Here is a 24,116-nt window from a genome sequence, read left to right as displayed (position 1 = left end):
GGCGAGTTGCTGGAGGGATTCAGTTGTTCGGTCTAACCGAACAACTGCCATTGATTAAAAACCACGAAACAGTTCTTTCATTCAGTCGTCCAATCCTCATCGCCCTCGAAGTCATCTCCTTCAGAATCATCCCCCTTCCGGCTTATTCTGAAGAAAAGCCCTACGCCTCTCGGAGGTTGCAGGAGATCAGCCTGCACGATACCCTTCTGCCGTCGCTGCCAATTCAGCGACCGGGCTTGGAAACCCGACGACATCAAGGCGCAACAGCGCCCCATCACGATTGCAGGCGTTTTTTTTCGCCCGCAATCTTGTGTTATGGCGGCTGTGCGTGGGACGTCTTCTGACGTGCCGGTTTCCTTGATTCCCGGTTTTCCAACCTGCGCACAGCTGTCACCCATTCGCTTGGAAACGAATGCGGCAGCTTCTCAAATCAAGGAAGTGAACTATGCGCAGCATTAATCCGTACAAATTTCGGCTTTTCCCTCACCTCGATTCCACATCGCGTAACGCCCCATCGCTTGTTCTCATGCACTGCTTCGCCAACATCGGAGGTGGTCAATGACCAAGCAATCTGAACTGAAAACCATCGGCTTCACCCCCTTCCACTACGGCTCTGTTGAACCGTTGTTTCGAGTGAATGGTGGTGTACCCATCAGCGAAGCGTTGGCTCAAGCGTCCGACCTGTTGTTCCTGGCCAAATCATTCGCCGAGGATGCAGCCTACGCAAAAGACACCGACCGCCACGCCTGGGCCGCGCATTATTTGACGGCGATGGGTAAGGCGGTAGTTGATGATGTGGTGAAAGTTCTGACGCAACCACCGCAGACGGCGACGCAACAAACCGCTGAATAGCGAGCAACTCCCCCTTGAAATGCGCCCCGATTTTTCGGGGCCTGCAATTTTTGGATGAGTGTTTTCATCGACGGTTACGCTCCGCTTCAACCTCATCAATGAGTGCATCAAGCTCGGCAAATAGGATTTCGGCAGGAATAGCCGGACGTGGGTCATTACGGCTGACGCCAATAGACTCACGTATTTCTGCGGCTCGTTGCTGATAGGCCGTGTCGGGCAAAGCGTAAGTAGCAGGCTGGTTATGGTTGAGAACGGCAACGGGCCGCCAAAGCGGTTTTTTCATTCTGTCGTCCAATCAAACTCGTCGTATTCATCATCGTCTTCTTCGTCCTCGATCAACTCATCATCAAGAACGTCTTCCTCAAGATCATCTTCTGCCTGCTTCGCCAGAAGAAACTCCTTACGACTCTCAGTCACTGCTCGCCTTAATTCCTCACCCTTCACCGGGCAGTTGAGCATTTGGGCGATGCGGTCGATTTTTTGGGCCACGGCATCCTCCAACGCATCGGCTATAGGCCGATAGTGCGCGCTTTCGGGTGTTGTTGCCAAATCGTCGACCGCTGTTCAGCTCATTTTTTCTGCAAATCCTTGAGTTTGGCCGCCAGGTTTTCCTTGGGAAAGCGCTTGTGCAATGTCGTCATCAGCGCTTCGGCGGCTTGGGTCTGACCGGCGTCTTGCAGGCGTATCACTTCCCGTAATTGATCATCCAATGACTTAACCGGCGCGGCGGCGCGTTTGCTGAGTTTGGCTTCGTCGACCATTTCGCTGTTGATCGATTCACGTTGCATCGGTGCAGCAAAATCCGCCATCGGCGCAGCCGGCGCGGGAGCGGACATGGCGCCGGTCGGTTCATCCAGGGAGCGCGCCGCGGCTTCCGGCTTGACGGCCGGTGCGGACGCTTTCGGCGCAGGTGCGAAGTCGTAACTCGGCAGTTGCTCAGGCATGCGTTGCACCAGCGCCAGCATCAGCGCAACCCCGACCAGGCTTGCGAACGCGACTTGCCAACGGGGCTGTTGGCAGGCGCGGAGCCAGCGTTGCCACAGGCTGGGCTTCGGCGCGGGGGCTTCGCGGTGGGCGGTGGCGAGGATGAAGGCGTCGAGATGGGCCGGTGGTTCGCCGCTGCTGTGATCGCGAAAATGCTTGAGCATTTCATCGTCGGGCGATGGCGGTGTTTGTTTGGCGTCAGTCATGTCAGTACCTCCTCGGCCAGCAGCCGACGCAGTTTTTGCTGGGCGTAGCGCAAGCGGCTTTTCACGGTTTCCAGCGGTGTTTCGGTAAGAGTGGCGATCTGTGGCAGGTCGAGGTCGCCGTGGGCGCGCAGCAGGAACACTTCGCGCTGATCGGCGGGCAGGGTTTGCAGGGCGGCTTCGAGGCGCTGACCGTCGCGGCTCAGGCTCAGCAGTTGTTCGGGGTCGGCTGCGTCGTCGATCAGGGCGTGGGTCTGTTCGTCATAGCTGTCGTGCAAGGGGTTGTGGATGCCATGTTTGCGCCAGTGATCGATCAGTCGGTTGCGGGCAATCTGGTAGAGCCAGGTACGAAAGTTCGCCCGGCCTTGTGGCTGACTGGTGCTGCGGATCAGGCTCAGCCAGGTTTCCTGATACACCTCTTCGGCCAGTTCGGGTTTGCCGCTGAGGCCGAGAAGGAATCGATACAGGCCCTGGCGGTGGCGGGCGTACAAAACTTCGAACGCCGGCCCGTCGCCAGAGCGGTAGCGCGCCAGCAGCGATTCATCGCTGCTGGCGGTTGAGCTGATTGCAGGATCGGACATGTCAGCTTTCACTCTATCCGGTTGTCGTTGGGCGGTTGATTCGAGGCGGTGGAGGCTCGCAGGCTCTGAGCTAACTCCACCAATTGCACGAACTCACCGCGCAGGCCAAACGGGTCATCACCCCGTGCACCACGGGCCAGGGTTTCGGTGTCTTTCAGGCTGAAATTACCGGTGTAGCGCCCATCCTTGAGCTGCTGGGAAAAGGCAGCGACGGCGGCGGCAAAGCGCAGGTCATCGCTGGCGGCCGAGAATTTGCCGGTCTCACCCTTCATGATTGGCCGCTCGATCAAGCGACTGTTCCCACCTTCCGGCAACTGATAACGCACCCGCAGCATCGCCAATTCTCCGTTTTTTGCGGAAACATCAGTCGCCGATTTGCCATAGCGCAACGGTTCCAGCCAGCCCTTCTCGCCCTTGGGCACAATTTCGTACAGCGCCGTCACCGTGTGCCCTGCGCCGATTTCTCCGGCGTCGACTTTGTCGTTGCTGAAATCCTCACGCTTCAAGGCGCGGTTCTCATAGCCCAACAGCCGGTATTCGCTGACCTGAGCCGGGTTGAACTCCACCTGCAGCTTCACGTTCTTCGCCACTACCGCCAAGGTCGAGCCGAGTTGATCCACCAGCACCTTGCGCGCTTCGCGCAGGTTGTCGATGTAGGCGTAGTTACCGTCGCCGGCGTCGGCCAGTTGTTCCATCAGGTGTTCATTGTAGTTATCCACACCAAAACCCAGGGTGGTCAGGGACACGCCGGTCTTGCGTTTATCCACAGCCATTTGCTTGAGGCTGTCGAAGTCGCTGATGCCGACGTTGAAGTCACCGTCGGTGGCTAGCAGGATGCGGTTGATGCCTTTGGGAATAAACGCCTGTTGCGCCATTTGGTAAGCCAGTTCAATACCCGACGCGCCGGCGGTCGAGCCGCCCGCCGTCAATTGATCGATGGCGGTACGAATTTTCGCTTTTTCCCGTCCGGAAGTCGGCTCCAGCACCACACGGGATTCTCCGGCGTAGACCACCAGCGAAACCCGGTCCTGCTCGCGCAGTTGATCGACCAGCAATTTCAGGGTGCTTTTGACCAGAGGCAGGCCTTCGCGACGGTCCATGGAACCGGACACGTCCACCAGAAATACCAGGTTCGCTGGGGCCAGCGTTGCCACCGCGCGATCGGAGGCCTTGATGCCGATACGCAGCAATCGGGTATGCGGGTTCCAGGGTGACGGTGCCAGCTCGGTGGTCACACCGAACGGTGAGCCGTCAGTGGGCAAGGCGTAATCGTAGGGGAAGTAATTGACCATTTCTTCCAGCCGCACCGCTCCTTCCGGCGGTAAACGCCCCTGATTGAGCAAGCGCCGGACATTGGCGTACGCGCCGGTATCGACATCGGCGCTGAAGGTCGAGACCGGCGCTTCGGCCACGCTGTGAATCGGGTTATCGGCCAGCGCCTGATATTGCTCGCGCTGTTCATCCCGATAGCCCTGTGGATAAGCCTCACCGGCCGGCACTGGCGCGAAAGCGACCAACGGGCCAGGTCGTGCGCTACGCTTGGCCATCGCGGTGTCCGCCATGGCCGCTTCGCGCACCAATGCTTCGGTTTTCGGCGCATTTTGAGCTGAGGGCACAACCGCTGCCGGGTTGCCCGTCTCAGAGGCTGGTGTGGATGAACCGCCGCAACCGGCAACGGCCAGCAGTAACCCGACGGCGAAACCCTGGGCCGCCGGGCGGAGGACATGCAGAGGAAGTGACATGGGGGCTGACCTCAGGAGGAAATTGACTCATTCATCCTCTGAGACGGACAGCCCACCAGGTTCGGGTTAAGCCGAAGTGAAAAATCTTCAGCGGTGATAACGCCGCACCACGCTGCTGTTTTTCAGCACATGGCCTTTGATCTGTTCCAGCAACTGCGCGCGGGTCAGGCCGGCAGGCAAGGCTTCTGGCGCCAGGTCCAGGGCGTAGATCTGGATGATGTAGTGATGGGAGCTGTCACCGATGGGCGGGCACGGGCCAACGTAGTGAGTGGTGCCTTTGATGTTGGTGCCACCCACGCCTTCGAGAGTGGATTTGGCGCCGACACCAGCCGGGATCTGCCGTGTCGTGGCCTTGATGCCGTAATGAATCCAGTGATCGACGCCCAGGCCTTTCTGGCCGTCCGGGTCGTGCATGACGATGGCGTAGCTGAGGGTGCCCGGAGGCCCGGCGCTCCAGCTCAGGGCCGGGGACTGATTCTTGCCGCCGCAACCGCTGGCATCGCTGGCTTCCGCCGACGTGAACAGCCGATTGTCCGAAACACCGGGAATGCTGAGGGTGAAACGCTCCTGGGCCTGCGCCGGCAACTGCACGCAAAGGGCGACTGCAACGGCCGCCAGCCAAGGGTTCAAAGAGGTCAATCGGGTCATACCGGAGCACCTTGTGCGGGGTGGGGCCGTCGTCGGCACGCAAACTATAGCCGGACCGTTCGTGCGGTGGCAGAGGGAATTGGCTGAACCTGTGAATAAGCACCAAACTCCTAAGTGAAACACCTGCCTGGAGATCGATCATGGCACTGCACCGCGTCGCCCGTTTTGCCGATGTGCCCCTCGACCGTGGCCTTGAGGTCCGTATCGACAAGATGAAAATCGTCTTGCTGCGGGTCGGCGATCAATTGCGCGCCTATCAGGGTAGATGTCCCCACGCCGGGGCGCCCTTGGCCAAAGGTGCGCTGTGTGAGGGTCGGCTGATCTGCCCGTGGCACAAGGCGGCTTATCGGCTCGAAGACGGCGCGCTGTGCGAGCCACCGTCCCTGGACAGTCTGCGGCGCTACCCGCTGGAATTGCGCGACGATGAGGTCTGGGTCGATGACCAGCCGATGCCCGGCCCCAGCACACCGCCGGCGGACGATAAGCGCACCTTTGCGATCATCGGCGCCGGTGCAGCGGGGACGGCCTGCGCGGCGGCGCTGCGGGAGAAAGGCTTCGGCGGTCGGGTGCTACTGATCGACCGTGAGCCCGAAGCCGGATACGACCGTACGGCATTGAGCAAATTCGTGATTGCCGGGGAGATGCCACCAGACGAAGTTCCGCCGCTGCGCGATGAAGATTTTTATCGTGAACAGCGCATTGAACGGATAAACAGCGATGTGATGGGCCTGGATGCACCGAGCCGGACCCTGCGCCTGGCCGATGGTCAATCGTTGAGCTATGACGCCGCGGTGATTGCCACCGGCGGCATACCAAAATCCCTGTCGCTGCCAGGCGCCGATCTGCCGCAGGTGTTCGTGTTGCGCTCGAAGGCGCAGGCGCAGCAGATTCTGACCACCGCAAAACCGGGTCAAAGGGCAGTGATTATCGGCGGCAGCTTCATTGGTCTGGAATCCGCTTCATCCCTGCGTCAATACGGCCTCGATGTCACCGTCCTGACGCGCCATGCCATCCCTTTCGAGGCGCAATTCGGCGAGGCCGTCGGCAAGGCGATTCGTGCCCTGCACGAGGCCAATGGCGTGGTGTTTCATACCGATGGCGAAGCGGCAGAGATCGAAGGCGCAGGCAAGGTCGAAGCAGTGCTGCTGGATAACGGTCAGCGCTTGCCGGCGGATCTGGTGCTGGTCGGCATTGGCGTCACCCCGGCGACCACCCCGTTTACCGATCTGCCGAAGGAAAAAGATCAGTCATTGAAGGTCGACGGCGGCATGCGCGTGACTGAGGGGCTGTGGGCCGTCGGCGATATCGCGACCTTCCCGCTCAATGGCCAGCCCCAACGGATCGAACACTGGCGCCTGGCCCAGCAACAGGCGCGGATTGCGGCGGCGAATATGCTCGGCGGCGACGAACGCTACCTCGACGTGCCGTATTTCTGGACCTGGCACTTCGGCAAAAACTACGACTACCTCGGACACGCCGAGGCCTGGGACGAGGTTGAGTTCAAGGGCGACCCTGAGCATCCACCGTTTATTGGCCTGTTCGCCAAAAACGGCGTGGTAGCGGCGGCCGTTGCCTGCGATCAGGAACGAGCCATGGCGATGCTCGCCGAACGGATGAAACAACCGCTGTCGATGGACGAGGCGTGGCGCCTGGTTCGGGATTTTGCCTGACGCACGTCCGCAACGCGTCAGGCTCAGATGTGGCTTATCGGCTCGCGGTTGTCATCATCTTCGGCCGGCAGGCGGATCACCAGTGGATGTTCCAATGGCGCCAAGGGCGGCGGCAGTTGAGACGGGTCGACCGGGGTGTAGTGTGTAACGACATGGCTGACATCGCCTTCCTGATCGTTGTGAATGGTCATTGAGCCCGGCGTGCGCAGTTTCGCCAGCCGGTCGCCGGTCAACTTGAAGCTTTTGCTCAGCCCCTGATCGTCCACCACCGGCGCCGGCAAGCGGCGCTGGGCGAAGCTCTTGCTTTTGCGTTGTTGATAACGCGCCCAGCCAATCAGGATCACCGCGTTGAACAGCGCCACCCACAGGTAGATCTGCAACGTGCCGAGGGCGTCGAAAAAAGACCCATCGATGCGCGGACCGTCATGGGTATCGATCAATGGCCACAGCCCCTGCGCCAGTAAATACAGCAGCCCGATCCAGGCCAGCACGGTGAAGACAACATCGATCACGACCAGAAAAGGCCGTTGCCGGGTTCTGATGATCTTCATTTGATGACCTCCTCTTCATCGTCATCCAGCGGCTTGATGCCCCGGTCCGGACTGACCCAGCGCGCGCGCTTCTGATGTTGGCCAAACAGCACTTTGGGGAAGCTGACCAGGGTGGTGAGCAGGCTGATGAACCAGAACACCAGCGGGTACCAGACCACCCAGAACATGGTCCTGCCGAGCCCTTTTTCGTAACGTCGGTCGATCATGATGCTGACCGCGAATTGCACCAGGCAAACCACCGCCAATAGCAGCCCGGTAAAGGCCGGTGGCATCAGGTGATGGACGGCAATGGCGGGCGGCATTTCGACGAAGTTGCCGACCCCCCAGAAAATCACCGACAACAGGAAGGTGAAGGCCCAACCGGTGGACAGGCAGTATTCGAACAGCAGTGGCCAGAGGTAACGATGGCGGTATTGCCAGATGCCCCGGATGTTCTTGAACAACACCTCGGCGCCGCCCTGGGCCCAGCGCAAGCGCTGTTTCCACAGGCCGCCGAGGGTTTCCGGCATGAGAATCCAGCACAACGCGCGGGGCTCGTAGAAAATGCTCCAGTGATCCAGCTGCAGCTTCCAACTGATGTCGATGTCTTCGGTGATCATGTCCGGGCTCCAGTAGCCGACCCGGTTCAGGGCCGTACGACGGAAGGCGACGATCACCCCGGAGACGGTGAAGATCCGCCCGAACACTCGCTGGGTGCGCTTGATCAGGCCGATGATCGAGGAGAACTCGCCGACCTGTACCCGGCCGATCAGGGTCGAACGGGTGCGGATTCGCGGGTTGCCGGTCACGGCGCCCAGTCGCGCGTTGTCGAGCATCGGCGCCACCAGATAGGCCGCGGTGTTCGGCGCCAGCAACGCATCACCGTCGATGCACACCAGGTACTCGCTGCGCGCCGCGATGGCGCCCATGCGCAGAGCCACGGCCTTGCCCTGGTTCTCCGCCAGGTGCAGCACCCGCAAACGCGGATCCTGCGCCGCCAGTGCGTCGAGCACCGCGGCGGTGTTGTCCTTGGAGCCGTCGTTGATCGCGATCACTTCGATGTTCGGGTAATGCTGGGCCAGCGCCGCGTGGATGGTATCGGCGGCGTTGTCGCCTTCGTTGTAGCAAGGGATCAGGATCGAGATCAGCGGTTCGCCGGCCAATGGTGGCGGCAAGGTGTCGTCCTGCCACGGCCAGTGCCGCTCCCAGTGCAGCCAGAAATACAGGCCGCCGGCGATCCACAGCCCCGACATGAACAGTGGGTAGAAGAACACGAAGTCCATCAGGAATTGCCCGGTGACCAGAAAGATCAGCCCAAGGGGAACCCCCAGGACGATCGCCAGAACCAATAGGGCCAGAAGTCTGTCCAGCATGTTATGGATTCCACTTGTTGGAGAGCGCCGGCCGCACGGCTTTCAGGTCCGGCTGGTTCTCGAGGAAGTTGTCTGGGTAGTAGCCGAAACTGGTGGCGCCCTGACGCTTGAGGCGGCCCATCCAGTCAGCCAACTGCCCGCCATCGATGTCGGCGTCTTTGTTTTTCCTCCAGTCGCGGGCCTGCAGCTCGAACACCGTGCGATCGAGGGCACCGGGGCGCGATTTGACCGTCGCCACCAGCGTTTCGAGCCAGGGGCCGGATTGCTGGAGGCTCTGTTTTTCCATCAGCGGCATGGCCATCGGCGCTGTCCAGTCGTAGGCGCCCAGGAAGTCGTCGAGGTTCTGCGCGAACCAGGCTTCGCTCTCGGGATTGAGCATTGGTTCGGCGAAAATATTGCGCGCCGTCTGCACTTGCGGGCCGCGAATGGCACGGACCTTGGCGGTCAGCTCATGAGTGAAGTCGATCAGGTAGCGACTCTTGAAGCGCGTCCAGCGTTGCAGGATGGCCGGATCGTCGCGCAGGGCGGCAATCGAACCGGGCAGACCGTTGGCGGCATAGACCTTCAGAGCTTCGGGGCCAGCGTCTTCGAAGTCTGACAGCACCGCGTCATCGTGATAGAGGATGCCGTCGACCGAGGTCAGGCGTGCCACGTCTTCGTAGATTTCACCGATGATGCGCCGCACGTTCGGGTCGAACGGTGACAAGCGTTTGTACTGGTCAGGATCGACTGACGTGGTGCCGGTTTTCGGGTCCCAACGGGTGACTCGCGGCAGCTTCGAATCCAGGGCAAAACTCAGCACCGGCATCCAGGCATAGACTTTCACGTGAGCCCGGGTGCGCAACTGCCAGGCCACGCGGTCAAAGAGGTCGGCACGCATCGGCAGGTGGCGGTTGGGGAAGTACAGCGAATGCACCAGGCCATCGCCCACAGGGTCGGCGAAAGCTTGCAGGAACACCGTGTTGGCGCCCATGTCGGCCATGCGCTGGATCAGCTTGCCGAGGTTGATTTCCTGTTGGGCCGGGTCCGGGTCGTAGACGTTGTCCAGGTCCACATGCACCACGCGCATCGGCGATTCGGCCTGCACCGAGACGACGCTGTTGGCGAAGTGTTCGCCATCCGGGTCCGAGGCCACCAGAAAGCGCGGGCTGCTCATCAGGTTGTCGAGGGCTTCGAGGCCGTCGTCCAGAGTCAGGGCCATCTGATAACCCTGGTCGTTGATCACTTGCAGCGAGGTGCCATCCGCCACGCCGTACGGCCAGACCCAGACTCGCGGTTTGTAGCCAGTGACCTTGCGGATCTTCTCCGAGATGGCCGCTACGTCGGCGCGCATCCGGGCCTGGAATTGGGCTTCGGTTTCATAGCGACCGATGGCGGCGTCATAGCGCCGGGTCGCGGCCGCCGGCTGCAGGTTACCTTGCGGGTTGGCCAACACGCCTTTGTGGCTGGCGTCGGTGTGGGCGGCGATTTCCACCAGGCCGGACCGGGAAATTTCGCGGATCTGCTCCCAGGTCAGGAAATCCGAACGCTTGCGCGGTGTGCCGGCGAAGTCCACCGGCTGGTTCAACGGCGTGTCGATCCACACCCCGACCGGCGCCAGCAAAGCGTGCCAGTTATAGGCGCGCAGCACCGGCATTACGCGGGTGTAGAAGCTCGAATAACCATCATCGAAACTCAGCATGATCGCCCGTGGCGGCAGCTCGGGACCGCCGTTGCGAGCGGCCATGACCTGATCGACGGTGACCGGTGTGTAGTTGTTCTCCCGCAGCCACGCCAGTTGCTCGAGCAGGCGCTCGGTGCGCACGGCCACCACCGCCTGATCGGGGTCGCGGTCTTCGACATCGTGGTATGCGATCCCCAGCACATGGTTTTTCGGCCAGGGTTTTTCATTGGCCGACACCGGGCGTTCGGACGGCGGTGCGAAGGTTGGGGCTTGCTGGGCACAGGCGCTGATCAACAGCACTCCCAGCAGGAGGATGAAACGCGAAATAAAAGGCATCTTCAAACTCTTCTAGAAGCGGTAAGTAAGGTCGACGAGCAGGCGCAGATCGGTTTCCCGGTCACCGTCAAATGGCCGGTTGATCACGCTCAGCAGGCCGCCCACCTCGAATACGTCGTTCCAGCTGTAGCGCTGGCCGTAGCCCAGCAGGGCGATACCGCCGGTGCCGTGATCGCGCTGGCTGTAAGTGCCCGCACCGGCCTGGAACTGCTGGCTCCAGGAGGTTTCGTAGCGGTGGTAGAGCACGTGATTGACGTTCACCGTCGGCAGCACGCTGAAGTCGGATTTGGGGTTGAAGTACGGCACATCGTCGGACTTGGAGTTATGGCTGCTGCCGACTTCCAGACCGAGGTCGACTTGCAGCCCCGGCGCGCGATAAACGCCCTCGCGACCGGTGAGTACGGCTTCGACACGGTTGTTGCCGTCGCTGAAGTGCGAGGGGCTGACCGCCAGTCTCCACTCACGGCTTTCATTGGCGCGCCAGCGGATAAAGCCGCTGCCGCCGTTGGCCGTGATGTCGCTGTTCAACGCTCGCAACGGCGTTTGTGCCGACAGGTATTCGAGGCTGCCGCCGTACTGCCAGTGATCGTCGATGTCTCGGGCAATCGCCAGGCGCGCGCCCTGTTTATCGCCAAAGCCGTAGGAATGGTTGGAAACTTCCGCTTCCAGGGACATGTCGCGGGTCCGGCGTTCGAGCCCGACACGCTGGAAGCGATGGTGGCCGGTGCCTTCCTGGAAATCGCCAGTGGCGTAGCCGGCACCGGCGAACAGGCGCCAGTCTTCATCGATGGGCGGGCTGTACAGCGTGGTTTCGATGCCGAAATCGCGGCTGCCGTTGACCGCCCCGACATCGCCGTTGCCGCCGCCATAACTCTTGCCGCCGTAGGCCTGCACTCGCAGCTCGGCCATGTCATGGACCGCACGCTGACGCTGCAAACGCTGCACCTGACGGTTGTCCGGAAAACGTGCGACCACATCGTCGGTCAGCGCATCCATCTGCCGCCATTCCTGCAGATCCATGGCCGTGTGGCCCTGAGCGATTTCCAGCCCGATATCCCGCGGGGCCATGCTCTCGGTTTCCTTGAGCTGATTCTCGGCGCGTCGTGGCCAGTCCCGGGCCAGGTACAGATCGGCCTGGGCCAGGCGCAGGCCGATGTTGCCCGGAGCCTGATCCACCAACGTCTGTAAACGCTGCTCGCCCGACGGTAGATCGGCGCCGTAGGTGCCGGCCTGGGCGGCAAGTTGCTGCGCGTCCATCCATTCATCGTTGGGATTGCCCACCGGCAGGCCCTTGAGCTCGATCCGTGGTTTCTGGGTCTTGGCCAGGTCTTCGGCGACCTTGCGCGCGTCATCGGCCTTGTCGCTTTCGAGCAGGGCGTAATAGAGCGCGGTGCTGTCTTCCAGGCGATCGCCGACATCGGCATCCGGCGCTACCAGCACCTGGCGATACAAATCGGTGGCGATTTCCGGCTGACGCTGATCCAGATAGGACGACGCCACCCAACGCAGGGCATAGGTCGGAATCTTCACGCCTTCGGCGAGCAGCTTCTGGTATTCGGCGATCACATCAGCGGTGCGCGCTCGGGCCTTGAGGGCGCCCATGCGGTCGATTCGCCAGCGGATGACGTCATCGTGGGCCGCAGGGTCCGGCGTCCAGGTCGCCAGCAACTGGTCGTAATCGGCCAGGGCCCGATCGGCGATCACATAACGTTCTTTTTCGCTGCGGGTGGCCAGTTCGGCCAGGCGCACGCGTTCGGCGGCCAGGTCACCTTCGAGACGGCGTTGCGTGACCGGGTCAATCAGCCCCGGCCGCTGACGCGCCAGGCGCAAGGCCGGCTCCGGCAAGCGGGCGCGTTGCAGGGCAATCACGTATTCCCGAGCGACTTCGGGTTTGCTGCCGGCGCGGGTGAAGGCCTGGTCGTATTCAAACAACGCATCGTAAGTGGCACCGGCGCGGGTCAAGGCGTAGGCCAAAGCCAGACGGCGGCCAGGATCATCCGGTTTCGCCGCCACCAGAGCCCTGGCGCGGGCAACCGCCTCGTCAGGTTTACCGGCGTCGGCCTGGGTCATCGCCAGGCCCAGCTGCAGGTCGGCATTTTGCGGTTCAAGGGCCAGGGCCTTGTTGTACACCTGGGTCGCCGAGTCCCAACGCTTGAGGTTGCGATAGGCCCGCGCGGTGGCAGTCAGGGCCTGGACCGGCAACGCTCGATCACGTCCCTGGGTTTCATAGACCTGTACCACTTCGGCATCCAGACCGGCCCAACTGGCGATCTGCAAGTGATCGCTGATCTGGCCAGTGGAGGCCTGGCTTACCGGCACCTGGCGCAACACCGTCAGCGCAGGCGTGTAATTGCCGGCCCGCGCATCGCGAACCATTTGATCGTAAGGGGTATCGGCGAGCGCCAGCACCGGCCACAACAATTGGCCGCACAACGCAACGCGAAACAAGGGGCGCAGCCCACGGTGAATAAAGGGACCAGCAATACGCGGCATTCGTCAGCATCCTTACATGGCCAGCCGGGTCGCAATGCCCCTTGCCCACTTGTGACGGAAAGCCGGATCGAAAGACCCGGCCAAGCTTTATCGAAACAGTCTTGCATGCAAGCGTAGTCAATAATTCAAGACACAATATTTCTTCAGATTCGTGACGGGCCTCCCCTCACCCCGTTTCGGAACCCCAGACAGCAAAACGCCCGGCGTCTGCGTGCTGCAGAGGCCGGGCGTTGCGCTGAAGCCTGCGGTTTTACTGGATGGTGACGTCGCCAGTGCCGCCGAGCTTACTCATCACAAAACCGACAAACTCTTCGAGGGTCATTTTCTGGCCGTTGAAGTCCACCTGATTGTTGGCGTAATGCAACTTGGTGACGACGTTGTTACCGTCCAGTTTTGCCAGTTGCGTACCGACCGCCATGCTGCTGAACATGTCGGCGGTTGCGCTCGCCTGATCGGCGATGAGCTTGGCATCGGTCTGACCGTCGATTTGCGACTGCACGGTGAGCAAATCAATGAGCATTGGCTTGGACACCAACACGTTGAACTCCAGCAACGCGATCAACTGCTTGACCAATTGGTCCGGCGGCAGGTCCATGGATTGCGGTTTGGTCAGGTCCAGCACCAGGTTGGCGCGGCTTTCGCCGTTGCTGGTGTTGAACGACAGGTTTTCCAAGGCCACCTGGGGACCTGCGGCCAGCAGTTTCTCCAGACCGGTCTTGACCTGTGCCTCTTCGGCCGGAGTCAGGTTCAGCTGTGGCGCCGGCAGACCGGCGGCAGTGGCTTCGGCGGCGGCCCGCTCGTACGGTTGCAGTTTGGTCTGGTAGATCTGCATCAGCGACATCGTCGACGGGATGTCGAGGTTTTTCAGGCTCATGGCCATCTGCGCAGACCCGATAACCTTGCCGTTCAAGGACACTTCACCGACCTTGTAATCGGCACGCCCCGAAGCGTTGGTGCCTGATTCCCCGGTCTGGTTCTTCATTTCAAAGTTCTTGAAACCGAGTACCGATTGCTTGGGGCCAAAGGTGGTTTTGCTGTTTGTCAGCTCGAGGGTGTTGTCACCGACGTAATAGCCGTAGGTGCTTTTGGTCAGGTTGCTGGCCAGGGTCAAGCCGTTGAGCTCAACCTGCACCGGCGTCTGGTCTTCAGCCACAGTGGTCAGCTTCAGGCTGTCCATGTACCCGTCGGCCTTGACCTTTTGCGCCTGGGCGCTGGCGGCCACGTCGAGTTTCAACCCGGAGAACGTCAGGTTGGACTTGTCATCCAGTGCCGCTTCCAGCGGCAGGAATTCGAGCGAGCCCTTGGTGGAGTTGTCGTAGCCGATGTTGACCACGCCTTTGACCGGAGATTTGTCCTTGGCAGCGGCGAACCACTTTTCGGTCAGCGGGGTTTTTTCCAGCTCGTAGTGACTGGTGGCCAGGACTGGCAACCACTTGAACGATACCAGGCGCGAGAACGGCAGCGGGCCGTGTTCGATGCGGTCGACGAACAGCATCTCCATCGGCGCTTCACCAAACATCTCGCCCTCGCCCTTGAGGCGGTAGTGCGCGGTGCTGCTGAACACATGACGCTCCAGCGACACCAGTTCCAGCGACGCCGTGCCGTTGGAACCCGCCAGCGCGGCATGCAGCTCTTTGTTGGCGTCGGCGATCGAGCTGTTCAGCACCCCATCGAGTTTGCTGCCGGTGTACCAGGCGCCGCCCGCGCTGATTGCACCGATGGCCACGACAATTCCTAGAAGCACGCCTGCTGATTTATTCATGAAGTACCCGATCAATGTCCATTGTTGAAAGTGTGGTCGTCTTCCCTGAACCCATAACGGGTCGCGGTCACGACTGCGCTGAAAGTGGCGAGGAGATTAGCATTTGCGCCGTGGGACGGCCCAATGATTAAAGGTGAAAGAGTGTCCATGGGCTGCGGCGGCCTGTGGACAACTGGCAGGGGAGAGTTTCGGCGATCGTTCAATCGCCTTCGCGAGCAGCCCTGCCAATACAACTTTACGAATACTGAACCTCGATCTCATCAAGTTGATGATCAAAACTTTTTAGCCGCGCGGTCCACGTATACACCAGCACTTCAAAATCCCGATTGATCACCGCCCCGCCAGTCACTTCCGCGCGTGGGTCACAGAAATCCAGTTGATAGCGTTCGCGGGCCATGGCGTTGGCGACATCGGACAGTTCTCGGGCATTGTTGAGCCAGTGCCAGCCCTCGTCGGCCACTTGCTTGTCCAGCGCCTGGCATTGCTTCTTCAAGGTTTCGAGGCTTTTTTCCAGCGGCGTGCCAGTCAGTTCGCCCATGACTTCCTGAAACGTGCGCCCCGGTTGCCAGTAACTGCCCCAGAAATATCGGTCGAACACCGTTTCTACCCGACGCAACGCCACCTTGGTGTCCCAGATCAGTACCAGGGTTTTGCCTTGTTCGAGTTGTCGTTTCTTGATGCGCTGGTTCTGGAGGGAAGCCCAGGCGACCACCACGATGGCCATCACGGCGATCAGTGCCGCCGCGCTGTCGAGGAAGATCAGCGCCTTGTCGATCTGGTGGGCCAGCATGACGCCATAAAAATAGGTGGCCGACAGCAAAACCAATGCCGCAATGGCGCACCAGAAGCCGGGAGCGTAAGGGTTTTTCATTATTAGATCCCCATGACCAACGCAAGCCTTGATCGACGGGTTCGCCGCGCGACCCCATCAAGTCAAAGCATAGCAACGGCCTCAGGGTTTGCCGGGTTGTGAGCCTTGCGTTCGTCCGCTTTCCCAGCCGCCGCCCAAGGCGAGGAACAAATCGATCTGGCTCATGGCGACCTGGGTGTTGGCCGAGGCCAGTTGCGCCCGTGCATCGGTGTAGGTGCGGGTGGCTTGCAAGTCCGCCAGGAACGACGCGCGACCGGCCTGGAAGAAGCGGTGGGTCTGGTCTGCCGCCAATTGCGCCGACTGTTCGGCGTCCGCCAACGCATCGCGACGCTGAAGTTGCGCGGAATATTGCGCCAGGCCGGTCTGAGTCTCGCGGATGGCGTTGAGCACCACGCCATCGAAATGCGCCAGCGCGCCTTGAGTTGCGAACTCGGCCTCACGGATTCGCGCGCGGGAGCCGTTGGACGGTACGGTCCAGGTCAGCAACGGACCGAAGCCCCAGCGATTGGTCGACGGTTTGCCAAGGTTTTCCAAGGTGCCGACCGTGCCCACGGTCGCGCCGATGCTGATGTCCGGGTACAACTCGCCGGTGGCAATGCCGATGCCGGCGGTGGCCGCCGCCAACTTGCGCTCGGCCTGGCGCACGTCGGGCCGGCGTTTGAGCAGTGTGGCGCCGTCACCCACCGGCAACAATTGGGTGACTTTCGGCAGTTCGGCGCAGTCGCTGGTGCCCGCCGGCAGTTGCTCGACCGGTTTGGCCAGCAGCATCGACAAGCGGAACAACCCGGCCTGACGTGCGGCTTCATAACGCGGCAATTCGGCGCGCAAGGATTTGAATTGGGTTTGCGAACGGGTGACCTGGGTTTCATCGCCGCGCCCGGCATCGCGCAAGCGCTGGGTCAGGGTGGTGCTCTGGGCTTGCAGGTCGAGGGAATGCTGGGCGATCTCCCGCTCTTCGTTGGCCGCACAAACCTGGGTGTAAGCCCGCACCACATCGGCCACCAGGGTAATACGCGCGGTATCCGCTGCCGCCTGGGTCGCATCGGCATTGGCCTTGGCCGCTTCGATGCCGCGCTGCAAGGTGCCGAACAGGTCGAACTGGTACGAGGTCGTGATGCCGATATCGCCGACGTTGGCCACGGGCACTTTCTCCGGTAGCAAGAACGCTTCGCCGGATTCCTGCAAACGCTGGGCGCCGACCTTCACGCCGCCGCTCCAACCGCCCGCCGCCTGCGCTTCGTCGACCTGAGCGCGAGCCCGCGAAAGATTCGCCGCCGCCACCCGCAAATCGGTGTTGGAGGCCATGGCTTGCTGCACCAATTGGTCCAGACGTGGATCCTGATACAACCGCCACCAATCGGCGGGCACCGGCGCCGAGACAACATGTTTGCCGTTCACCGCCAGGTCGCCCTGAAAGTCTTCACGGTGCACGGCGGCCTCGTCCGGCAAGTGATAATCCGGCCCCACCACCTGACAGGCCGACAGCAACAAGCCCAATCCGGCAACCGCCAAACCCGAGGCCCTGCTCATTTCGCCGGCCCTCCGATTTGATCGTCGATGATCGACACGGTGGCCGTACGCCCGGCAATCATGCGGAAATCTTCCGGCACCTCATCGAAAGCGATTCGCACCGGAATCCGCTGGGCCAGCCGCACCCAACTGAACGCCGGGTTGACGTTGGGCAACAGGTTGCTGCCACTGCTGCGGTCGCGGTCTTCGATGCCGGCGACGATGCTTTCGACATGCCCGCGCAGGCGCGCACGGTCGCCGATCACCCGAATGTCGACGCTCTGGCCGACATGAATGCCGTCCAGTTTGGTTTCTTCGAAATAGCCGTCGATGTGGAAGGAATTACTGTCGACCACCGACAACACCGGGCGCCCGGCGCTGACGAACTCCTGGGAGCGCGGCGCCCGGTCGTTGACGTAGCCATCCACCGGGCTGCGGATCACTGAGCGGTCGAGGTTGAGCTGGGCGCTGTCCACCGTCACTTGCGCTTCCATCAACGCCACTTCGGCGCGCGCCACCCGGGACTGGCTTTCTTCCAGTTGCTCGGCCGGGACCAGATTGCCCAAGCCACGGTTACGCTTGGCCTCGCGCTGGGCCTGGGCCAAGGTTTCCTGACGGTCGGCGACCGCCGCTTTGGCTTGGCGCAGGGCCAGCTTGAACCGGTCCTGATCGATGCTGAACAGCACCTGCCCGCGTTTCACCCACTGGTTGTCGCGCACCTCCACTTGCTGGATCAGCCCCGATACATCCGGGGCAATCTGCACGATGTCGGCACGGATGTGCCCGTCCCGGGTCCAGGGCGCGAACATGTAATACATGACCATGCGCCAGACCACGACAATCGCGAAGGTCACGATCAACAACGTCAGGACCACACGGCCGAGGGTCAATAAAGGTTTTTTCATGTCATCAGGTATCGACTGAGTGAGTCCACGGCGCCGAGCAGCACAGCGTAGAGAGCCACGTTGAACAATGCCCGGTGCCAGACCAGACGGTAAAAGTGCAGGCGCGTCAGCACCCCGTGCACCAACAGGAACAACACGTAGGTAATGCCCATCAGCACCAGCAGCGTGGGCAGGAACACCCCGCTGATATCCAGATCACCGATCATAAAGGCGCTCCATCGATGCCATGGGGAAGCGGTTCCTCGAGTTCGCCCGTGCCGACAAACTCGATGCCCGGCAACAGCGCCAGACGCAGGCCGCTCAAGGCGTGCAGCAGGTGCAGACGAGTTTCGTCATCACCTTGGCCGCCGAGAGCGCGGCGGGTGCGGTCGAGGGTCATCAGCAACGGACTCGGCGCCAACAAACGTTCGCCAGCCTTGAGACAGGCCTTGAAGTACTCACCAACTTCAGCCACCACCTGGCGCAGCAGCGCTTGCGGCGCACCGGGCACTCGCGGCGAATAGGCGAGCAGGTCCAGCAGATTCAGGGCCACGCGCACTTCGCGCAGGGCGATGCCGGTGTCCTGGCCGGTCATGGCCAGTCGCGGCAAATGCTGCATCAGGCGATCGAGCATCTGCACGCCCATATGCCGGTGTTCGGCCAGCGTGGCCGGCTCGGTCAGGCCGACGATGTCGCGCCAGCTGAAACGGGTCAGGCGCTTGGCCGCCAGATCCGCACCGAATGGCCGGGCGATCAGGGTCCAGATGAACGCGAACAGTAACCCCATGGGCCCGGCCAGGTTGGAGTTGGTGAAACTGAGAAAATCCGCGTCGTAGGCGCCCTGAATGCTGATGAAGGATGAGGTGTTGACGATGGTCAGCAACATCCCCAGGTAAAAACGCGGCTGCACCGTCAAGGTGCCGACGCAGATGAACGGGATGGCGAACGCCAGCACCAGCATCGGGAAGTCATGCAGGTTCGGCAGGATCAGAAACAGATAAAGGCCGGCGAACAGCACCGACATCGCGGTCCAGAAAAAGAATCGGTAGATCTGCGGCGCCGGGTCGTCCATCGACGCAAAGAAACTGCACGCCACCGCTGCCAGGATCACCGCGCTGCCGCCGTCGGTCCAGCCGAGCAGAATCCACAGCACCGAGGCGACGATGATCGCGGTGACCGTAGAAGCCGCCGAATACAGCATCAAGCCACGGTCGAGAAACGGTGACAGTCGCCCCAGGCGCCAGTGCCGATACACCGCGCGCCAGTTGTCCTGACTCTCACACTGAATGGCGTATTGCAGGCTGCGACAGTCTTGCCACAGGTCGATCCACTCGCCGAGGCGATACAGCGCGTTGGAGAACAGCAATTGCTTGCGATCGTCCAGCGCCTCGGCACTCGGCTGCAGCATTTGGAGCTGGTTTTTCAGGGCCTGCCAGCGGTCGAGATCAGCGTCTTTGTGGTCAAGCCATTCGGTGGTTGCGGTCAGCAGTGGCGCGAACTTATCCACAAGCTCCGGTGTGCGCCGCTCGAGGGCATAGAGCGCATCGTCGAGGGCGTCGATCACCGGCAACAGATGAATCATCCGACCGCGCAGCTCCTTGGTGTTGCGCACCGTTTGCGCTCTCGCGCCCTCGTGCGGCAGCTGACCGATCATCAATTCCAGGCTGTTGAAGTTCGCCACCATCGATGAACGCAAGGCGCTGACTTCCTCCGGCTGCACATTGCGGCTAAGGAAACGCAAGCTGTAGGTCGAGGCATCGGCAAACCATTTGTTCACCGAGTCGTTGAACACCGGCGCCAGCCGCCGTGGCCAGAACATGGCGCCGACGACCGCCGCGCAGGCGATGCCGAGAAAAATCTCTTCGGTCCGCGCCTCGGCCACGTCCCACACCGCCAAAGGGTTAGCCACCACCGGCAAGGCGATCAGCGGCAAGGTGTAACCGGCGAGCATCAAGGCATAGCTGTTGGCGGTGCGCAGATGCAGGGACAGGAACAGCAAAATCCCGGTCCACAGCGCGATGACCACCACCAGCACATAAGGGCTCTGAACGAACATCGGCACAAAAAACACCGCCGCCGCGGCACCGAGCAAGGTACCCGCCGCGCGGTACAACGCTTTGGAGCTGGTAGGGCCGAGAAATGGACTGGAAACGATATACACCGTGGCCATCGCCCAATACGGACGAGGCATTTGCATGAGCATGGCGATGTACAGCGCAATCATCGAGGCTGCGAACGTGCGCACACCGTAGAACCAGTCCCGCGCCGGGGGCACGCCGGTGAAAAAACCGCTCAAGGGTGAACCACCGGTGGATGATTGGCCGCTTCGAAGGCTTTGAGGACCCGCAACGCCGCTTCCAGATCACTCTGGTCGATCCCATCGAGCACATCCTGGCGCAAACGCACCAACTCGGCTTCCACCGACTGCACCAGCTCGCGACCGGTCGCGGTCAGGCTCAGACATTTGGCGCGTCGGTCATGAATGTCTTCGGTACGGCAGACGTAACCGGCATGACACAGCTGATCCAGCAACCGCACCAGCGACGGACTCTCCATCCCCGCCGCCTGCGCGACCGTCACCTGCCGCACTCCCTCGCCCAAGCGCCCGATCATCAACAGCGGTACAGCGCAGGCTTCGGAGATTCCATAGTTGACCAGCGTGGTCTGGCAGATCTTCCGCCAATGCCTGGCGGCCACCACCATGGAGCTGCTGATGTTCATCTGGAGAGCGGCGAGGTTCTTTGGCACGAGGGAATGCACACAATGTTAGTTTGCTAACTATCAATATGGCATTGGCGGGGAAAGCTGGTCAAGTTTTGAAACAATTCTCATGCCTGAAGCACGTCTGACGTGCCTAGATATCACTCAATAACCTTCCGGCTTCTTGTTCAATAAACTCAAAAACCTCCTCCGGCACGCTGTACTGAAACTGCTTGCGCCGGTTCTTGGAGACCTTCCCGTCATTGTCCAGGCACATCATCACCAGCTTCGACAGATCACTCCCGCGCACATCAAAACGTTGATTCACCGCCTTGATTACACGGTCGTACCGGTCGAGAAACTCGGTCTCTTCCCGCAATTCAACCTCCAAAGCACGACGGGCCATTTGCAGGGTGAATTCGACGCAGCGAGTGGCGTCCCAGTAGCGATAAATGGATGGGTGGCCAATGAATTCGAAAGACATTTGATCGGCGTCCAGCCAAGTGACATTCCAAAAATCGCGAGCGGAGTGTGAGAAATCCTTGAGGGCAGCCAGATAGTTGGACTCCTCGTGTTTCATCGCTACGGAAACAGGCAGTAAAAGGCCATTTTCCAGCGCACCGGAATGGCAGAGGGTCTGGTGGATCAAGAACCGTGATAGCCGGCCATTGCCGTCCATGAACGGGTGAAGAAAGACGAAACCAAATGCGGTCACTGCAGCCGCCACCAAGGGGTCGACCTGCTTTGAAGACCGATTGGCAAAGCTCATCAACTCTTCCATCAGTTCACGACACAGATCCGGAGCGGGAGGGACATAGCTGACGCCGGCGGCACCTCTCAAGCCGTTATGCAGGTGGTTCTGTTCATGGCGAAACAGGACGGCCTTATCGAAAGGGTTGGACACGGTGCTGTTCTGCAGTTCGACCAGATAGTCTTCACTCAACTCGCGCCCCTCATGAGCCTGGCGCAACAGTTGAACAAAACGACGAGACTTCTCTTCGCTGGGTTCTTCTTTCTCGATGGCGAAGGAGTCGCGGGTTTCGTGGAGATAAGCCCAGTTGATGGCACGATCCATCATTTCGGGCGGCAAAGTCGCCATGAAGGCTTTGGCTCGACCGAGAATGTCGAGACTGAGCAGGGTTTCGAGTTCAGGTGTTCGTTCCACGGTGGCACAGTAACGCAGAGAACCCAAACCGTTGAAATCGATACGCCAGCGACTATTGCGCACGGCCGGGCCGGTTACATAGAGCTTTGGATCAAATAGCGCGACGACACCGCCCCGCACCGGCACCGAATACTCAAGCTGTTGCCCGGTGAAGCTCTCCCACAAGAAGCAGGCCTTGCGGATAAACACGCCATTTGGGGATTTGGCCAATTCATTCAGCAGTTGCTTGGCAGAAACAGTTTCAAGTGCCTGGGCAAGAATGCAGAGATTGACGCCTTCGTGCTTGAGGGCAAAAAGAATATGCTCAAGCATTGAACCCTGAACAGGTGCCACAGACTGGGGAACAGCCAAGCAATCACCGATCAATGTGATACGAGTGACAGGCTTGATCATCGCCGCGCGTTTGGGCGCGAAGGCCTTGAGATTCAGCGCATCGCGCAGGTAGGCGTATCCAACAACGGGCATGGCGATGCTTCCACGGAAAAAATTCACTTTGGCGATTAAAGCCCAGATTTTTTTACCACTCACCAGTTTTTTTTACATTTCGCCATTTTTCTCCAGATTTTTTTACACCCCCCGCCCCTTCCTCAGCATTACATCCAGTTGATCCACCACCTCCGCCCAATCCGCGTCATCCAGAATTTCCTCACGCAGTAACTCTGCCTGGCTCTCGCTCCAGAAGAACGCGTCCGCCAGGTGCAGTTCGGGTTTGAGCGGCGAGTGGGTGGCGATGAATTTATCAATGCTTTCGGCGTCGTCAGGCAGGCCGAGTTGTTTGAACAGGGCCGGGAGGCTGTGGGTGGGGGATTCCATGTCGGGCTCCTTGTGATGGCTGAATGAGGGTGACCACAATGCGGCCATTCGCGGGCAAGCCCGCTCCCACAGGGTTTTCGCAATTCCTGTGGAAGTGGGCTTGACCGCGATGACGGCAGTTACGCCGACTGACTCAACTCGCACATCTCGGCATGCGGCACCATTTTCAAATATTCCGGCATGCTCATGTGTACCAGGTTGTTGTGGTTGCCGGCCTCGAGGTAGATGTCTTTCTGCCGGGTCAGCAATGGGTCGATGACCATGTCCAGGCCATAGGATTCGCCCAATGCAGGCACGGCGCCGCGTTCGCAATCGTCGAACAGGCGCGGCAGATTGCTTTCGCGGGTGACTTGCCATTCGCTGCTGCCACGGACTTTGCTCAGGTCCAGGTGACGGCTGGCGGGCAGTACGGCCATCAAGAAATGCCCGTGGTGGTCGTCCAGAATCACCGATTTGGCCACCCGTTCGGCGGGAATGCCTGCAAGCCGCGCCGTTTCAAGGCTGCTGGCCGAGTGCGGATGGGAAACGATGTCATATTCGCAGTGCGCCTTTTCCAGGCTGTTCTGCACGGTTCTTGCCATACGCATAATGCACCTCGGTGTCCGCAACAACGAATGGCGGACGATGGTTAGAATTTTTTCTCTCCATTAAAAGTCTAGGCCCGCGGGTGGAATCCGGCGGGAAATCCGCCCGTCGGAGGCGGTCAACAACTGGTCAAAATTCATACAGCCACAGGCTCAACTAGACTTGTACACAGAGCCACGAACGGCTCGCGGACGGATGACTCTCCCGGAGGGTCAAGTGAACATTCGTTGCTGTGTAATTGCGCTGCTGTTGGCCCTGAGCGGACCGGTTTTCGCAGCGGACACCGTTGTAGTGCTGGTTCCCGACCCGATCGGGATCTGGCTGATCACCTTCGGCATCGCGTTTATGATCGCCGAGGCGGCATTGCCCAATTTCGGCGTGGTCGGTTTTGGCGGCATTGTGATGTTCGTGATCGGCGCACTGATTCTGACCGATGCCGAAGTGCCTGTTCCCTTGATCATCGTCCTGGGGCTGATCAGCGCACTGCTGCTGATTTTCCTGCTGATTCGCGCCTTGAAAACCCGACCGCGCCGCAACTTCAGCGGCGACGCCGAATTGCTGGGCAGCGTGACGCCGATAACGTCGTTGCAGGCTGGCAATGCTTATGTCGGCTGGGTGCACCTGCAAGGCGAACAATGGCAAGTCATGAGTGCCACACCGCTTAAACCGGGACAACAGGTCCGGGTGGTGGCACGCAAGGGTCTACTGCTGCAAGTGGCCGCGACTGACGCGGCACCGGGTGGAGAATAGTC

General features: G+C 60.7%; 24 protein-coding genes. 4 read left to right on the top strand and 20 right to left on the bottom strand.

Translation table 11 applies throughout. The features are described 5' to 3' along the window. Positions 1 to 23: 23 nt before the first annotated feature. Together PSH69_RS00890 and PSH69_RS00885 are read left to right on the top strand one after the other, a co-directional pair. The gene (locus PSH69_RS00890) at positions 24 to 344 is read left to right on the top strand and encodes a hypothetical protein (protein ID WP_305410756.1); all 321 of its coding nucleotides are present in this window, start codon (positions 24 to 26) and stop codon (positions 342 to 344) included. 214 nt (positions 345 to 558) lie between these two features. Beyond that, positions 559 to 852: a DUF3077 domain-containing protein gene (locus tag PSH69_RS00885; protein WP_305410755.1), complete on the top strand. Its 294-nt coding sequence runs from the start codon at positions 559 to 561 to the stop codon at positions 850 to 852. 64 nt (positions 853 to 916) lie between these two features. Here the strand turns inward: PSH69_RS00885 and PSH69_RS00880 are convergent, their stop codons facing one another. The 6 genes from PSH69_RS00880 to PSH69_RS00855 form a co-directional block, all read right to left on the bottom strand. After that, entirely contained in the window at positions 917 to 1,135 is a 219-nt protein-coding gene (locus PSH69_RS00880; protein ID WP_305410754.1) for a hypothetical protein, read from the bottom strand. Further along, positions 1,132 to 1,401: a hypothetical protein gene (locus PSH69_RS00875; RefSeq protein ID WP_253417307.1), complete on the bottom strand. Its 270-nt coding sequence runs from the start codon at positions 1,399 to 1,401 to the stop codon at positions 1,132 to 1,134. The genes PSH69_RS00880 and PSH69_RS00875 overlap by 4 nt, the downstream gene beginning before the upstream one ends. Before the next feature lie 20 nt (positions 1,402 to 1,421). Further along, positions 1,422 to 2,042, bottom strand: a complete 621-nt coding sequence (locus PSH69_RS00870; RefSeq protein WP_305410753.1) for a hypothetical protein — start codon at positions 2,040 to 2,042, stop codon at positions 1,422 to 1,424. Further along, positions 2,039 to 2,620 carry an RNA polymerase sigma factor gene (locus PSH69_RS00865; protein WP_305410752.1) on the bottom strand — a complete coding sequence of 194 codons (582 nt, stop codon included), beginning with the start codon at positions 2,618 to 2,620 and terminating at the stop codon, positions 2,039 to 2,041. Before PSH69_RS00865 ends, PSH69_RS00870 begins: the two co-directional genes overlap by 4 nt. 8 nt (positions 2,621 to 2,628) lie before the next feature. After that, entirely contained in the window at positions 2,629 to 4,362 is a 1,734-nt protein-coding gene (locus tag PSH69_RS00860) for a VWA domain-containing protein (RefSeq protein WP_305410751.1), read from the bottom strand. Between the two features lie 87 nt (positions 4,363 to 4,449). Beyond that, positions 4,450 to 5,010 (bottom strand): YbhB/YbcL family Raf kinase inhibitor-like protein, encoded by a 561-nt coding sequence (locus tag PSH69_RS00855; RefSeq protein ID WP_105347433.1) that lies wholly within the window; start codon positions 5,008 to 5,010, stop codon positions 4,450 to 4,452. A gap of 140 nt (positions 5,011 to 5,150) precedes the next feature. On the opposite strand from PSH69_RS00855, the gene PSH69_RS00850 reads away from it, so the two are divergent. Continuing rightward, on the top strand, positions 5,151 to 6,680 hold the full coding sequence (locus PSH69_RS00850; RefSeq protein ID WP_305410749.1) for an apoptosis inducing factor family protein: 1,530 nt from the start codon (positions 5,151 to 5,153) through the stop codon (positions 6,678 to 6,680). A 23-nt stretch (positions 6,681 to 6,703) separates the two neighbouring features. Here the strand turns inward: PSH69_RS00850 and pgaD are convergent, their stop codons facing one another. The 14 genes from pgaD to PSH69_RS00780 all read right to left on the bottom strand — a co-directional run bounded on the left by pgaD (position 6,704) and on the right by PSH69_RS00780 (position 23,366). Then, complete coding sequence (pgaD, locus tag PSH69_RS00845; protein WP_305410747.1) at positions 6,704 to 7,231, bottom strand: poly-beta-1,6-N-acetyl-D-glucosamine biosynthesis protein PgaD; 528 nt, start codon at positions 7,229 to 7,231, stop codon at positions 6,704 to 6,706. Next, positions 7,228 to 8,583 carry a poly-beta-1,6-N-acetyl-D-glucosamine synthase gene (gene pgaC / locus PSH69_RS00840; RefSeq protein WP_018929378.1) on the bottom strand — a complete coding sequence of 452 codons (1,356 nt, stop codon included), beginning with the start codon at positions 8,581 to 8,583 and terminating at the stop codon, positions 7,228 to 7,230. The genes pgaD and pgaC overlap by 4 nt, the downstream gene beginning before the upstream one ends. A gap of 1 nt (position 8,584) precedes the next feature. Further along, positions 8,585 to 10,582, bottom strand: a complete 1,998-nt coding sequence (gene pgaB / locus PSH69_RS00835) for a poly-beta-1,6-N-acetyl-D-glucosamine N-deacetylase PgaB (protein ID WP_305410746.1) — start codon at positions 10,580 to 10,582, stop codon at positions 8,585 to 8,587. Positions 10,583 to 10,594: 12 nt separating this feature from the next. Further along, positions 10,595 to 13,075 (bottom strand): poly-beta-1,6 N-acetyl-D-glucosamine export porin PgaA, encoded by a 2,481-nt coding sequence (pgaA, locus tag PSH69_RS00830; RefSeq protein WP_305410745.1) that lies wholly within the window; start codon positions 13,073 to 13,075, stop codon positions 10,595 to 10,597. A 250-nt stretch (positions 13,076 to 13,325) separates the two neighbouring features. After that, entirely contained in the window at positions 13,326 to 14,837 is a 1,512-nt protein-coding gene (locus tag PSH69_RS00825; protein ID WP_028939533.1) for a YdgA family protein, read from the bottom strand. 235 nt (positions 14,838 to 15,072) lie between these two features. Next, the gene (locus PSH69_RS00820; protein WP_019651562.1) at positions 15,073 to 15,708 is read right to left on the bottom strand and encodes a hypothetical protein; all 636 of its coding nucleotides are present in this window, start codon (positions 15,706 to 15,708) and stop codon (positions 15,073 to 15,075) included. Between the two features lie 81 nt (positions 15,709 to 15,789). Further along, positions 15,790 to 17,238: an efflux transporter outer membrane subunit gene (locus PSH69_RS00815; RefSeq protein WP_305410743.1), complete on the bottom strand. Its 1,449-nt coding sequence runs from the start codon at positions 17,236 to 17,238 to the stop codon at positions 15,790 to 15,792. Next, positions 17,235 to 18,122 carry an HlyD family secretion protein gene (locus tag PSH69_RS00810; RefSeq protein WP_064615762.1) on the bottom strand — a complete coding sequence of 296 codons (888 nt, stop codon included), beginning with the start codon at positions 18,120 to 18,122 and terminating at the stop codon, positions 17,235 to 17,237. Before PSH69_RS00810 ends, PSH69_RS00815 begins: the two co-directional genes overlap by 4 nt. Further along, positions 18,119 to 18,328, bottom strand: coding sequence for a DUF1656 domain-containing protein (locus PSH69_RS00805; RefSeq protein WP_018929385.1), 210 nt, complete (start codon positions 18,326 to 18,328; stop codon positions 18,119 to 18,121). Before PSH69_RS00805 ends, PSH69_RS00810 begins: the two co-directional genes overlap by 4 nt. Then, a complete protein-coding gene (locus PSH69_RS00800) occupies positions 18,325 to 20,397 on the bottom strand; it encodes an FUSC family protein (RefSeq protein ID WP_305410742.1) in 2,073 nt (690 codons plus the stop codon). Before PSH69_RS00800 ends, PSH69_RS00805 begins: the two co-directional genes overlap by 4 nt. Further along, a complete protein-coding gene (locus PSH69_RS00795; RefSeq protein ID WP_305410741.1) occupies positions 20,394 to 20,822 on the bottom strand; it encodes a MarR family winged helix-turn-helix transcriptional regulator in 429 nt (142 codons plus the stop codon). The genes PSH69_RS00800 and PSH69_RS00795 overlap by 4 nt, the downstream gene beginning before the upstream one ends. 133 nt (positions 20,823 to 20,955) lie before the next feature. Next, on the bottom strand, positions 20,956 to 22,431 hold the full coding sequence (locus tag PSH69_RS00790; protein WP_305412766.1) for a Fic family protein: 1,476 nt from the start codon (positions 22,429 to 22,431) through the stop codon (positions 20,956 to 20,958). 102 nt (positions 22,432 to 22,533) lie between these two features. Further along, positions 22,534 to 22,779: a DUF2789 domain-containing protein gene (locus tag PSH69_RS00785; RefSeq protein WP_007940999.1), complete on the bottom strand. Its 246-nt coding sequence runs from the start codon at positions 22,777 to 22,779 to the stop codon at positions 22,534 to 22,536. Between the two features lie 119 nt (positions 22,780 to 22,898). Further along, the gene (locus PSH69_RS00780; protein WP_305410740.1) at positions 22,899 to 23,366 is read right to left on the bottom strand and encodes an aminoacyl-tRNA deacylase; all 468 of its coding nucleotides are present in this window, start codon (positions 23,364 to 23,366) and stop codon (positions 22,899 to 22,901) included. Positions 23,367 to 23,580: 214 nt separating this feature from the next. Here PSH69_RS00780 and PSH69_RS00775 point away from each other — a divergent pair, with 214 nt between their 5' ends. After that, a complete protein-coding gene (locus PSH69_RS00775) occupies positions 23,581 to 24,114 on the top strand; it encodes an NfeD family protein (RefSeq protein WP_111454004.1) in 534 nt (177 codons plus the stop codon). The last annotated feature ends 2 nt before the right edge of the window (positions 24,115 to 24,116 follow it).

It is taken from the genome of Pseudomonas sp. FP1740 (assembly GCF_030687165.1).
GTDB lineage: Bacteria > Pseudomonadota > Gammaproteobacteria > Pseudomonadales > Pseudomonadaceae > Aquipseudomonas.
Note: the sequence above shows the minus strand (reverse complement) of the source record. Positions and strands in the feature narration are given on the sequence as shown.